This is a genomic window from Burkholderia sp. BKH01 (assembly GCF_025685725.1).
GTDB classification, from domain to species: Bacteria; Pseudomonadota; Gammaproteobacteria; order Burkholderiales; family Burkholderiaceae; genus Burkholderia; species Burkholderia pyrrocinia_C.
The window spans coordinates 371,131-384,961 of sequence record NZ_JAOTQT010000005.1 but is presented as its reverse complement, the minus strand read 5'-3'; the positions used below and the strand labels follow the sequence as shown (position 1 = coordinate 384,961).

Below are 13,831 nucleotides of genomic sequence, written 5' to 3'. Positions count from 1 at the left end.
CGGCGACCGACGTCGAGATGACGTTGGTCGCCGTCCGCTTTGCGTCACGCGCGCCCGCTCAGGACGAAGCCGAAACCAGCGGCAGCGTCACCGCCGTGCCGGCGGGATCGAGCGTCAGGCCCGTGCCCGGCGTCGGCCGCAGCGTCGCCTCGTTGTCGCTGGACAGCACGACGAGCCCCAGCCGGTGGCCGGCTTCGAGCTTGTAGTCGCGCGGCATGAACGTCAGCTTCAGGTCGTACGGCATCCCCGGCAGCACGGGTTCCGACAGCCAGTCGGACAGCCGGTTGCGCGGGTCGGTCCATGCACGCGTGACGATCGTCGCCGTGCCGTCCGGTGCGCGGTCGACCAGCAGCGCCGTCACGTTGGCCACGCCCGTGAAGGTCAGCCTGACCTTTGCCGTCGCGGTGCCGGAAAGGCGCGTCGCGGCCGTGAACGGCGCGGTCTCGAAGCGGCTGCGGTTTTCGCCGGTCGGCGCATTCGCCAGCGTGAGCGCGGTAATGCGCGCATCGTCGGTGAAGCGTGCGAGCGGGCCGCCGGTCGGCATCCGCAGCAGCGTGCCGGTACCCGCGCCGTCGCCGCCCGCGAAATACGAAACCGGCGTCGCATGGCGCGCGGCCCAGTCGGCTTCCTTCAGCAGCTTGCCGTCCGCCTGCTCGATCACCGCGCGCGGATCGTGTTCGACGCCGTTGTCAAAGCCGATCAGGTAGCGCGTGAACCACCGGTTCACCTCCGCGGTCCACGCATCGGCCATCGCCGGCACGCGCGTCGGATCGGTGTGCTTCAGGCGATGCAGCCAAAGCTGCGTCGGCACGCCCTGGCGCCGCATCGCGAGATACCACGACGTCGACTGGTCGACACGCACGTTGTCGTCGGTCAGCCCCTGCGCGACGAGTGCCGGCGCGACCGCGAACGCGGTCGGGATGTCGCGCGCGGCCCAGAACGGCGAATAGTCGCCGGTCGTGCGGTTTTCCTTCTGCAACGCTTCGTCGATCAGGTGCGTGCAGCGCTCAGGATGCGCGTTTGTCAGCAGCGCCTTGATATACACGTCGACGTCCTCGCCCTGATAGCCTTCCGGCGCGCGCACGAGCCCGCCCGAGCGGTAATAGCCGTACATGTTCGACAACCCGGCGACCGGCACGATCGCATCGAGCCCGCGCGTGCGCAGGCTCGCGACCATCTTCGGCAGCGTGCCGTCGTACGACACGCCGTACATGCCGACGTGGCCCGTCGACCAGTTTGCAACGACGGTCTTGCCGCTCGCGTCCTTCGCGGTGGCGTCGCGGCCGAGCCAGCGGATCACCGACGCCATCGCGACCGATTCGTCGCGCGTGAGGATCGTCGGGCAGCCGTCCGAGCCGGCGGTGCCGAGCGAATCCGCATAGACGATCGTGAAGCCGCGCGGCACGAAGTAGCCTTCGATCCACGAGCGCCCGGCGGCGGCCGCTTCGACCTGCTGCAGCATCCGCGTCTGCGGCGCGGCGGCCATGATGCGCGCGGACGTCGATGCCGATGCGGAGGCGCTCGCGGCCGGATGCGGCGTGCCGTCGAGCTCGACGTCGACGTCGTGGTTCGGGCTGTCGGCGAGCCCTGCGTAGTACGGGCTCGCGAGCACGATGACGGGCGTGCGCGCGCCGTTCGCGGTTTCGGCCGGGCGCACGATGCGCACGTGGACGCGGTCGCGCGTGCCGTCGCCGTCGGAATCGACCGGCGTGTCGACCCACGCGTTCTCCTCGATCGTGCCGCCCGACAGCGACGGCTGCACCTGGCCGTTCGCGATCACGGGCCGGTAGCGCCCGCCGCTGGCCGGGTTGGCGTACGGGACGCCGGACGGCGAGATGCGTGACGCCAGCGACTGCGTATCGGCCGCCGATGCGGCGGCCCCCTCCTGTTGGCCTTGCGCGAGCGCAGATGCACCCACCACGCTGCCGCCGTCGTCGCCGCCGCACGCGGCGAGCGTCGCGGCAGCAACGAGCGCGGGAAGCCATGCGCGCCGCAATCCGGTTCGATGAATGTTCATTGTCGACCTCGTTGTTGTGTTTGTCCGGAACCGGCCGGCCCGCGATATGCCCCCTGCGGCCCGGCCGGGTGCTGCATCGGATGAAGCGGAACTGCACCTTCGAAAGCGCCGGGCGAGACGCCCGGATGTCACGGCCGGTGTCGGCGCGCGTGATGCGGCGCGCAAACCGGCGAGCGTCGGGGCGACTGCATCGCCCCGACCGGAAAGCGTCAGCGAGGCGGTCGGTTCGGGCCGCGCGGTCGAAGCGGTGCCGGCAGCGCGATATCAATGCAGGAGTGCGAATCAAATGTGGGCATGCCCGACCTTCCTTCAGGTTTCAGATGAAACGGAACGGCACGATGCGATGAGGCGGGGGTGTTGCGAACGACGGTGCTGCAACGGCAGGAAAGCGCGACGCGTGTCGGCATGGCTGGCCGGATTTCTTTCCGGAAGCTTGCGCAAACTTATCTCAGTGAAATCTACGTGTCAAACTTTTTTAGTTTGTGTCAAACAAAGTTTCGATGTGTGTGCACGGCACGCGGCCACCAATCCTTGCGGAATCGGTGTCAACTTCGCTCGCATCCATCCGCAAACAATCAAAAACAGTCTGAAAGGAGGGAGAGGGCCATGACGATTTCGGTCACGCCGGACGACGGCAACAGCGTCGGTTTCCACGACATCGCGTAACGCCCGCGCCGGACGCCGCGCCTATTCGTCGCGCAGCGCTTCGGCCGGCCGCACTCGCGCGGCACGCCAGCTCGGGTACAGCGTCGCGACGCACGACATCAGGAACGCGGCCGCGGCGATCTCGATCACGTCGATCGCCGCGAGCTTCGACGGCAGCGAACTGAGGAAATACACGGACGGCGTCAGGAAGCGGATGCCGAGCAACTGCTCGATCGCCGGCAGCACCCACGGGATGCTGACCGCGATCGCGCAGCCGAGCGCGACGCCCGCCAGCGTGCCGGCGAGGCCGATCGTCATCCCCTGGATCGCGAAGATCTTCGTGATCGACCCGGGCGGCGCGCCGAGCGTGCGCAGGATCGCGATGTCGCCCTGCTTCTGCGTGACGGTCATCACCAGCGACGACACGAGATTGAACGCGGCGACCGCGACGATCAGCATCAGGATCAGCGACAGCATGCGCTTCTGAAGTCGCTCGGCTTCGAACCACGTGCGGTTCTGCCGCGTCCAGTCGCGGATATAAAGATCGCCCGACAGCGTGCGCGACAGCGCCAGCGCGATGTCCGGCGCGCGCTGCAGATCGTCGAGACGCAACCGGATGCCGGTCGGCGCGGGCACGTTGAACAGCTTCCGCGCATCGCTGATGTGGATGTACGCAAGCGCGCTGTCGTATTGATAGTGGCCCGACTCGAACGTGCCGACCACGTTGAACTGCCGGAACCGCGGCAGCGCATCGCCGATGCGCGCGCTGTTGCCGGGCGCGAAGAACGTGATGCGGTCGCCGATCTTCACGTGCAGCGCGTCAGCCAGCGCGGCGCCGAGCACGATGCCCATCTCGCCCGGCACGAGCGCGTCGAGGCGCCCGGTCTTCAGCTTGCGCGCGATCTCGGACACGCGCGGCTCGAGCACGGGATCGATGCCGCGCAGCGCGACGCCCGTCACGCTGCCCGCGTTCGTCAGCAGCGCCTGCGCGTCGACATAGGGCGCGACGGCGCGCACGGCCGGGTTCCGCAGCGATTCGTGCGCGGTGAGCCGCCAGTCGGGCAGCGCGCCGGACGGCGAGAAGATCTCCACATGCGCGAGCACCGACAGCATCCGGTCGCGCACCTCGGTGCGAAAACCGTTCATCACCGACAGCACGACGATCAGCGCGGCGACGCCGAGCGCGATGCCGGCCATCGCGGCGCCGGCAATGAACGACACGAAGCCGTCGCCGGCCGCGCGCCGGCCGCCGCGCGCATAGCGCAGCCCGATCTGCCATTCGAACGGGAGTTTCAAGCGGTTTCCTTTCAATTCGATACGAACCACGTCGAGCCGCGCATTCTAGCGAACGCGGCGCGAGTGCGTGCAGAGGTCGGGGGGCGGGCGGAATGGCTAGCCGACCGGCCGGTCATTCGCCTGCGTTGCGCGCCGACACATCCATATTTCCATCGTTTCGGCTCTGACCCATAATGTCGGCCAGCATCCGGTCGAACAAAACATTCCAAGCATTTACGGCGCAACCAGGGCCGCGCCGTCACAGACCAATAAATCTCGGGGTACGTCGCCGCAGCCGGCAGCACGTCCTTGACAAGGAAATAACAAAATGGATTTGCTGCGTTTCCTGCTGCTCCTGCCGATTCGCGCGGCGGGCTTCGTCTGGCGCCTGCTCGGCCGCGTGCTGCGGCCGCTGGTCGGCAACGTGTCGTGGACGGCGCCCGCGTGGGCGGGCATCACCGCCACGGCCGTGCGCCGCCGCCCATGGCATGCCGGCGGCATCGTGCTGCTCGCGGCCGCGCTCGGCTACGGCGGATACTGGTTCAAGCATCGCCCGAAGCCGCCCGAGCCCGAGACAGTCGGTTTTACCGTGAAGGCGCCGGCGATCACGACCTACGAGGTCGACGACAGCGACAAGCCGAAGATCACCGTGCATCCGCTCGAAGTGGCGTTCGCGCGATCGGCCGCGCCGATCGAGCTGGTCGGCAAGCCGGCCGGGCAGGGCATCGAGATGACGCCCGCGCTGAAGGGCGCGTGGGAGTGGGCCGACGACAAGACGCTGCGCTTCACGCCGGCGGCCGACTGGCCGGTCGGCGCGCACGTCGAGGTGCGCTTCGCGGTGCGCCAGGTGTTCGCGCCGCAGGTGGTGATGCAGGACGACCATTTCGCGTTCGACCTGCCGGCCTTCACCGCGCAGTCGGGCGACAACCGGTTCTACCAGAATCCCGACAATCCGGCGGAGAAGCAGGCGCTGCTGCAGTTGCGCTTCAACTATCCGGTCGATCCGGCCGAGCTCGAGAAGCGCATCGGCCTCGTGCTGGTCGGCCGCGACGGCAAGACCGCGTCGCCGCTGCGCTATACGGTCAACTACGACAAGATGAAGACGAGCGCGTGGGTCTATTCGCCGCCGCTCGAGATTCCGCGCGATCCGCTGTCGGTGCGGCTCGACGTCGACAAGGGCGTGAAGAGCGCGCGCGGCGGCGACGGCACGCCGGCGGCGCTGCACGCGTCGGTCGGCGTGCCGGGGCTCTACAGCCTGACCATCGGCAACGTCGCGCCGACGCTCGTCGACAACGAGCGCTACGAGCCCGAGCAGGTGCTCGTCGCGGAAGCGTCCGACGGCGTGCGCAGCGCCGATCTCGCCGCGCGCGCGAAGGCGTGGGTGCTGCCGAAGCGCAAGCCGGGCGTCGATCAGTCCGACGACGATCCGCCGTACGAATGGAACGTGGCCGACATCAGTGACGCGGTGCTGAAGCAGTCGAAGCCGCTGCCGCTCGCGGCGGTGCCGACCGAGAACGACTTCGCGACGCTGCAAAGCTTCAAGTATCACGCGACACCGGGCGACCGCATCGTCGTACGTTTCGAAGGCGACCTGAAATCGGCCGGCGGCTATCTGCTCGGCGCGCCGGTGACGACCGCGTTCACGGTGCCCGACTATCCGAAGCTGCTGCGCTTCATGGCCGACGGTTCGCTGCTGTCGATGAGCGGCAGCAAGCGGCTGTCGGTCGTATCGCGCAACCTGCCGGGCATGAAGGTCGAGATCGGCCGCGTGCTGCCCGACCAGCTCCAGCATCTGGTGAGCTTCAACAACGGCACGTACGCGCGGCCCGAGCTGTCGTATTCGTTCAGCGAGGATCACATCGTCGAGCGTTTCGTGCAGACGCGCGCGTTCCCGGCCGGCGACCCCGGCAAGGCGCATTACGAAGGCGTCGATCTCGGTCAGTACCTGAAGGGCGGCAAGCGCGGCGTGTTCCTGCTGCACCTGTCGAAATACGATCCGGCGGCCGAGAAGAAGGCCGACGATGCGAAGGATGGCGATGCTTCGTCGGGCGACAGTAGCCAGGATCAGTCCGACAACGCCGATTCGGGCGACAGCAACGGCAACAGTGATGACAGCGACCACGCGCTCGGCGACACGCGCCTGATCGTCGTGACCGATCTCGGGATGCTGGTCAAGCGCGCGCTGGACGGCAGCCAGGACGTGTTCATCCAGTCGATCCGCAACGGCCGTCCGGTTGCGGGCGCAACCGTGTCGGTGCTCGCGGTGAACGGCCAGACGCTGTTCTCGCAGACCACCAGCGCCGACGGCGTCGTGCATTTCCCCGCGTTCAAGGGGCTCGACCGCGAGAAGCGTCCGCAACTGTATGTCGTGAAGAAGGACGGCGACCTGTCGTTCCTGCCGGTGGCCGGCCGCGATCGCCAGCTCGATTTCTCGCGCTTCGACGTCGACGGCGAACGCAACGCGACGGGCCAGGGGCAGCTGTCCGCATACCTGTTCTCGGATCGCGGCCTGTACCGGCCCGGCGATCCGTTCCACATCGGCCTGATCGTGCGCGCGGCGAGCTGGGCGCGCAGCCCGGCCGGCGTGCCGCTGCAGGCGGAGATCGTCGACCCGCGCGGGATCACCGTCGAGCGCAAGCCGGTGACCGTCGATGCGACGGGCTTCACGGAGCTTGGTTATACGACGGCCGAAACGTCGCCGACCGGCACGTGGACGGTCAACCTGTACATCGTCAAGGACGGCCAGCCGGGCGCCGAGCCGATCGGCAGCACGACGGTGCAGGTGAAGGAGTTCCTGCCCGACCGGATGAAGGTCGACGCGAAGCTGTCGCAGCAGGTCGTCGAAGGATGGGTGAAGCCGAAGGGGCTGAAGGGCATCGTCGATGCGCAGAACCTGTTCGGCACGCCGGCGGAGAAACGCCGCGTCGCGGCGACGCTGACGCTGCGCCCGGTATGGCCGTCGTTCCGCAGCTGGCAGGGTTATCGCTTCTTCGACGCACGCCGCGCGAAGGAAGGCTATACGACGACGCTGCAGGACGGCACGACCGACGACCACGGCCATGCCGAGTTCGATCTCGACCTCGACAAGTACGCGGACGCGACCTACCAGCTCTACTTCCAGGCGAAGGCATATGAAGCGGAAGGCGGGCGCAACGTCGCCGCGAACGCGCAGACGCTCGTGTCGAACAACGACTGGCTCGTCGGCTACAAGTCGGTCGACGATCTCGGCTATGTGAAACGCGGCAGCCCGCGCACGGTGCGGCTCGTCGCGATCGACCCGGGCGCGAAGGCGATCGACGTGAAGGACCTGCGCGCGCAACTCGTCGAGGAACGCTACGTGTCGGTGCTGACCAAGCAGGATTCCGGCGCGTACAAATACGATTCGCGGCTGAAGGAAGTGCCGGTCGACGAGAAGCCGCTGACGATTCCGGCTGCCGGGCTCGACTTCGCGCTGCGCACCGACAAGCCGGGCAGCTATGCGCTCGTGATCCGCCGCGCGGACGGCACCGCGGTGAACCGGATCGAGTATTCGGTCACGGGCGACGCGAACGTCACGCGTTCGCTCGACCGCAACGCCGAGCTGCAGGTGAGCCTCGCGAAGCACGACTACAAGCCGGGCGAGCAGGTCGAGATCGCGATCCGCGCGCCTTACGCGGGCAGCGGCCTGATCACGATCGAGCGCGACAAGGTGTATGCGCACGCATGGTTCCATGCGGACACGACGAGCTCGATCCAGCACATCACGGTGCCGGCCGGCTTCGAAGGCAACGGCTACATCAACGTGCAGTACATCCGCGATCCGTCGTCGGACGAGATCTTCATGAGCCCGCTGAGCTACGGCGTCGTGCCGTTCTCGGTGAACCTCGACGCGCGCCGCAATGCGCTGACCATTGATGCGCCGGCGCTCGTGAAGCCGGGCGAAACCGCCACCTTCACCGTGCATTCGGCGAAACCCGCGAAGGTCGTCGTGTTCGCCGTCGACGAAGGCATCCTGCAGGTGGCGCGCTACAAGCTCGGCGATCCGCTGAAGTTCTTCTTCCGCAAGCGGATGCTCGAAGTCGGCACGTCGCAGATTCTCGACCTGATCCTGCCGGACTTCGAGAAGCTGATGGCGATGGCCGCGCCCGGCGGCGACGCCGACGACGCGATCGGCCGCCAGTTGAACCCGTTCAAGCGCAAGCGCGACAAGCCGGTCGTCTACTGGTCGGGGATCGTCGACGTGAACGGCGACACGCGTGTGAGCTACACGGTGCCCGACTACTTCAACGGGAAACTGCGTGTGATGGCCGTGTCGGTGTCGCCGGACCTGGTCGGCACGTTCGAAGGCGCGACGACGGTGCGCGGCGATTTCGTGCTGTCGCCGAACGTGCCGACGACGCTTGCACCGGGCGACGAGGCCGACGTCAGCGTCGGCGTCGCGAACAACCTGACGGGCGTCGGCAGCCAGCCGGTGCCGGTCGCGGTCACGCTGAAGACGGGCCCGCAGTTGCAGGTGATCGGGCCGGCGACGCGGAACGTCGCGCTCGCGCCGCAGCACGAGGGCGTCGCGCTGTTCCGCGTGAAGGCGACCGACACGCTCGGCTCGGGCATGCTGTCGTTCGGCGCGCGCTACGGCGCGAAGGGTGCGCAGCAGCGCGTCGACGTGTCGGTGCGGCCGGCGGCCGCGTTCCGCACGCAGCTCGACATCGCGCGGCTGGATGCCGGCAAGAAGGCGAGCGTGCCGAACCTGCGGCCGATGTACGACGCGTATGCGTCGCGCGACGCGAGCATCTCGACCGCGCCGCTCGTGCTGTCCGAAGGGTTGTCGTCGTATCTCGTCAACTTCGACCATTACTGCAGCGAGCAGATGGTGAGCGCGGCCGTACCGCGCGTGTTCGCGTCGAAGTGGCTGTCGGTGCGTGCGCTGACGAGCGCGATGCATGCGCCCGAAGCCGGCGCCGATGCAGCAAATGCCAGCGCAATCACGCAGTTCCTCGGTGTGCTGCGCAGCCGGCAGAACGCGCAGGGCGGCTTCGGCCTGTGGAGCGCGACGCCCGATGCCGATCCGTTCGTGTCCGCGTACGCGATGCACGTGCTGCTCGACGCGCGTGAGCGCGGCACGGCCGTGCCGAAGGATATGCTCGACGCGGGCAACCAGTATCTGCAGAAGCTCGCGGCGAACGATTCGCTCGGCTCGCTCGACCTGCTGCGGCAGCGCGCGTACGCGGTGTACCTGCTGACGCGCCAGGGCAACGTGACGACCAACAGCCTCGCGGCCGTGCAGAAGCGCCTGCAGGATGCGTATCCGAACGACTGGAAGAACGATCTCGCGGCCGCGTGGCTGGCCGCGTCGTATCAACTGCTGAAGCAGGAAAAGGAGGCCGCCGCGCTGATCGCGGGCCCGCAGGCGCTGCTCGAACGCAAGCGTGCGTCCGACGGCGGTTACGTGACCGGCTACTACATCGATCCGCTGACGCGCGACGCGAGCGTGCTGTACCTGCTCGCGAAGCACTTCCCGGAGCGCGTGCGCAAGCTGTCGCCGCGTGCGATGGACAACATCGCCGCGCCGCTGGTCGACAACCGCTACAACACGCTGTCGTCGGCGATGACGATCCTCGCGCTCGATGCGTATGCGGCGTCGAACGTGGGCCAGCTCGACCAACTCGCGATCGACGAGGTGCGTGCGGGCGCCGCGCCGAAGGACGTGTCTTCGATCCAGGCGAACCTCGTGCGCTCGGGCACGTGGGCGGCCGGTGCGTCGCGCGTCGACTTCGTGAACGGCAGTGCGCTGCCCGCGTGGTGGGTTGCAAGCCAGTCGGGCTACGACCGCGGCACGTCGACGAAGGCGATCAAGAACGGGCTCGAGATCGTGCGCGACTACACCGACACTAACGGCAAGCCGCTCGACAGGATCACGCTCGGCCAGGAAATCGACGTACACCTGAAGATCCGCGCGACGGGTTCGGCGAACGTCGGCAACATCGCGATCGTCGACCTGCTGCCGGGCGGCTTCGATCCGGTGATCGCGCCGCCGCCCGCGACCGACGCGCAGGACGGCGACGGCAATGGCGACGGCGGCGCGTCGGCGCCGGCGGCCGATGCACCATGGCGCTCGCCGATCGGCGTGACGGGTTCGACGTGGCAGCCGCAGTTCGCGGACGTGCGCGAGGATCGCGTGGTGATCTACGGCACCGCGACGACCGACGTGCGCGAGTTCGTCTACCGGATCAAGGCGAGCAACGCGGGCCGTTTCGTCGCGCCGCCCGCGTACGGCGAGTCGATGTACGACCGCCGCGTGCAGGCGCAGGCGCCGGGCGGCACGACGCTGACGGTGGAGCGCGTGCGATGACGATGCGGCTGCACCGGCCTTGCATGCCGCGCCGGATGCGAGGAGCGCTCACGCGTGGCTGACGCATCCGTGCTCCGGCGGGCGCTGCATGGCGCCGGCCGCTGGCTGCATCGCTGGCAGAACTGGATCGCCGGCGCGCTGCTCGTGTTCGGCGCGCTGGCCGTATGCCGGCTATGGCCGCACCCGCCGCTGTGCGACTGGAAGCCGTCGTCGGTCGCGGTGGTCGACGCGCATGGCCGGCTGCTGCGCCTGACGCTAGCGAAGGACGATCGCTACCGGCTGTGGGTGCCGCTCGACCGTATGTCGCCGCAGCTCGTCGAAGCCGTGATGCTGCACGAGGACCGCTGGTTCCGGTGGCATCCGGGCTTCAACCCGTACGGGCTCGCGCGCGGCGCGTGGATCACGTACGTGCGCGGCGGCAATCCGCAGGGCGGATCGACGCTGACGATGCAGCTCGCGCGCTCGCTGTGGCGGCTGAACACGCGCACGCCGGCCGGCAAGCTCGAGCAGGTCGCGCGCGCGGTGCAGCTCGAACTTTTCTACTCGAAGCGGCAGATTCTCGAAGCCTATCTGAACGATGCGCCATACGGCCGCAATGTCGAAGGCGCGGGCACCGCGAGCGTCGTCTATTTCGACCGGATGCCCGACGCGCTGACGTTGCCCGAGGCGCTCGCGCTCGCGGTGATTCCGCAGGACCCGGCGCGGCGCGTGCGCGGCGGGCAGGACGAGATCAATCGCGTGCTGGCCGCGTCGCGCAACCGGCTATACGCACGCTGGCTGACGAAGCACCCGCGCGATGCGTCGCTCAAGCCGCTGTTCGCGTTGCCGCTGGCGATGCGGCCGCTGTCGGCGCTGCCGTTCGACGCACCGCACGCGGTCGACCAGGCGCTTGCCGTGCGCAACGCATGGCGCACGACATCGGGCAACGCCGACGACACGAACGACGCCGGCGCGCGGCTCGTGACGACGTTGGATCTCGATCTGCAGCGCACGCTCGAACGGCAGATCGCGCGCTACGTCGCTCGCAACGACACGCGCGGCGTGCGCAATGCAGCCGCACTGCTCGTCGATACGCGCGACATGGGCGTGAAGGCGCTGGTCGGCTCCGCGAACTTCTTCGATCGCACGATCGACGGGCAGGTGAACGGCACGCTCGCGCGGCGCTCGCCGGGCTCGACGCTCAAGCCGTTCATCTATGCGCTCGGTTTCGACCAGGGCGTGCTGCATCCGCAGACCGTGCTGCGCGACGTGCCGACCGCGTTCGGCCCGTATGCGCCGGAGAATTTCGACGGCCATTTCCTCGGGCCGATCACCGCGACCGATGCGCTGAACCGCAGCCGCAACGTGCCGGCCGTGTGGGTCGCGTCGCAGCTCAAGTCGCCCGATTTGTATGGATTCCTGCAGGAAGCCGGCGTGCGCCGGCTCGCGAGCGCGCAGCACTACGGGCTCGCGCTCGTGCTCGGCGGCGGCGAAGTGACGATGCAGGATCTCGCGGCGCTCTACGCAATGCTCGCGAATCGCGGCGAGTTCCGGCCGCTGCGGCTGCGCGCGGACCAACCGGCCGCGCCCGGCCGGCGCCTGCTGAGCGCGGAGGCGAGCTACATGACGATGGACATGCTGCGCCAGCACCTGCGCCCGGACGAGACGAGCGGCGCGCAGCCGTCGGGCGTGCCCGTCTACTGGAAGACCGGAACGTCCTGGTCGTTTCGCGATGCGTGGACGGCCGGCGTGTTCGGCCCGTATGTGCTGGTCGTGTGGGTCGGCAACTTCGACAATTCGACCAACACGGCCTTCGTCGGCGTCGATGCGGCCGCACCGCTGTTCTTCCAGGTCGTCGATGCGCTGAACGCCGAGCGCACGCTCGTCGAGCCGCCGCGCGCGGTGCCGCCGCACCTGAAGCGCGTGCGGATCTGCCTTGCAAGCGGCGACTTGCCGAACGAATGGTGCCCGCAGCAGGGCTGGACGTGGTTCATTCCGGGCACGTCGCCGATCCGCGTGAGCACCGTGCACCGACCCGTCGTGATCGACGATGCGACGGGGAAGGCCGCATGCCCGCCGTACGACGGCAAGCATACGCATACGGAGATCTTCGAGTTCTGGCCGTCGGACCTGCAGCAGGTGTTCGTGCAGGCCGGCATTCCGCGCCGGCGGCCGCCGCAGAATGCGGACTGCCGCGACGCCGGGCAAGTGGATGGCGACCCGCCGCGCATCACGTCGCCGCTGCGCGGCAGTACCTATGCGATGCGCGTGAAGAGCGCGGACGATACGCGCATCGCGTTCAACGCGACGGCCGATGCGAGCGCGCATGCGCTCTATTGGTTCGTCAACGATGCGTATGTCGGCCGCAGCGCGCCGGGCGACGCGCTGTTCTGGCAGCCGCGCACGGCCGGCGGTTATACGGTGCGGGTGGTGGACGATCATGGCCGCAGCGACCAGCGGCCGCTGGCGGTCGGGCTCGAGCAGTAACCGGGAGCGACGTGAACAGGGAGTGAGGGCAGGAAGGCACCAACGAGGCGCGCTCGAATCGTTCGGTTCTCTTTCGCTCGGAATTGCCTGGGAAGCCGCGCGTGACCTGAATTTAGCCGGAGTGTCCGAGTTGTCGATCCAGGGCCGCGCCTCCCGTCAACATCACGCCAAGCGTCATCGGATAACCCGATGAAACCTTCAACTCGGGCATGTTCTCGAAATTCGTGCCATAGAGACTGAAGATCACTGTGGGGACGGCGAGTATTGCCGCAGGACTATCGTGGCAACGTACTCTTGCTTTTATTCGACATCCTAAGCTGTCAGGGCATTGACTCGGCCACGATGCTCGACCCCGCCCGGGGCGAAGAAACTCTTCGGAGAACAAGAGGGCAAGGTCAAGATCGCCTTCGTCACCTTGGATTCGAGTCGCGACACGCGATGGCCATGACTCGCGGGCTCGCCAATTTCGATGAGGACAACATCGGATCGTGCGATAGCGAAGAGCACGTCAGGGAGGCGGCAGCGACATTGAGCCCGAAATACAAGCGAGTCGAAGGAGATTTCCCCGGATCCCATACCATCGATCATGGCGTTCAGATTCATGCATTCGATCCACAACGACGATTGCGATTGATTATCCGAACCCGCATCGAGCCCGAGTACATGGCGAAGGACATTGTTCAACTGCTTTCGGGTTGTTGGAAAAACGCAGAACCATTCTAGCCGGCGGTCGTCGAGGAAGATGCCGGAAACGCCGCAACAAGCTTCGCCGAGGCGGCAATGTCGTTCGGTTGCTGACTGACAGGTGCGCCAAATGTGGCGTGGCCAGAATCCGGCGCCCTCGGCTTTCTCGATCCGCATGCCCGGCACGTCGAGCCAACGGTCGGCCTCGGTGTCGAGCGCTACATACGCGACCTTGTTGCTGACCACGACGACGTCGCGAGTCCTGATGCGCTTCGTGTCGAATAACGTCACCAGAAATAATGAGCAGTTCCATAAAAATCGCCACCGATCGGCAAGCGTCCCTTTCGCGCGCAGTGTCGCCTCGAGGTTCGGGCCCGCTGCATGATTGTTAATTTTGCGGTGACAAACCTGCATTC

Annotated in this window: 6 protein-coding genes; 2 read left to right on the top strand and 4 right to left on the bottom strand. The window is 67.6% G+C overall.

Annotated features, from left to right (window positions below; translation table 11 throughout):
• Positions 1 to 58 precede the first annotated feature (58 nt).
• Together OEJ37_RS11610 and OEJ37_RS11605 are read right to left on the bottom strand one after the other, a co-directional pair.
• Positions 59 to 2,017, bottom strand: coding sequence for a Xaa-Pro dipeptidyl-peptidase (locus OEJ37_RS11610; RefSeq protein ID WP_263344359.1), 1,959 nt, complete (start codon positions 2,015 to 2,017; stop codon positions 59 to 61).
• 687 nt (positions 2,018 to 2,704) lie between these two features.
• Complete coding sequence (locus OEJ37_RS11605) at positions 2,705 to 3,958, bottom strand: lipoprotein-releasing ABC transporter permease subunit (protein ID WP_263344358.1); 1,254 nt, start codon at positions 3,956 to 3,958, stop codon at positions 2,705 to 2,707.
• 307 nt (positions 3,959 to 4,265) lie between these two features.
• Between OEJ37_RS11605 and OEJ37_RS11600 the strand changes: the two genes are divergently transcribed.
• Together OEJ37_RS11600 and pbpC are read left to right on the top strand one after the other, a co-directional pair.
• Positions 4,266 to 10,265 (top strand): alpha-2-macroglobulin, encoded by a 6,000-nt coding sequence (locus tag OEJ37_RS11600; RefSeq protein WP_263344357.1) that lies wholly within the window; start codon positions 4,266 to 4,268, stop codon positions 10,263 to 10,265.
• Between the two features lie 54 nt (positions 10,266 to 10,319).
• On the top strand, positions 10,320 to 12,731 hold the full coding sequence (gene pbpC / locus OEJ37_RS11595) for a penicillin-binding protein 1C (RefSeq protein WP_263344356.1): 2,412 nt from the start codon (positions 10,320 to 10,322) through the stop codon (positions 12,729 to 12,731).
• A 112-nt stretch (positions 12,732 to 12,843) separates the two neighbouring features.
• Here pbpC and OEJ37_RS35115 read toward each other — a convergent pair whose 3' ends face one another.
• Both OEJ37_RS35115 and OEJ37_RS11585 read right to left on the bottom strand, forming a co-directional pair.
• On the bottom strand, positions 12,844 to 12,942 hold the full coding sequence (locus tag OEJ37_RS35115) for a hypothetical protein (RefSeq protein WP_411859256.1): 99 nt from the start codon (positions 12,940 to 12,942) through the stop codon (positions 12,844 to 12,846).
• A 101-nt stretch (positions 12,943 to 13,043) separates the two neighbouring features.
• Positions 13,044 to 13,829, bottom strand: coding sequence for a hypothetical protein (locus tag OEJ37_RS11585; protein WP_263344355.1), 786 nt, complete (start codon positions 13,827 to 13,829; stop codon positions 13,044 to 13,046).
• Positions 13,830 to 13,831 lie beyond the last annotated feature (2 nt).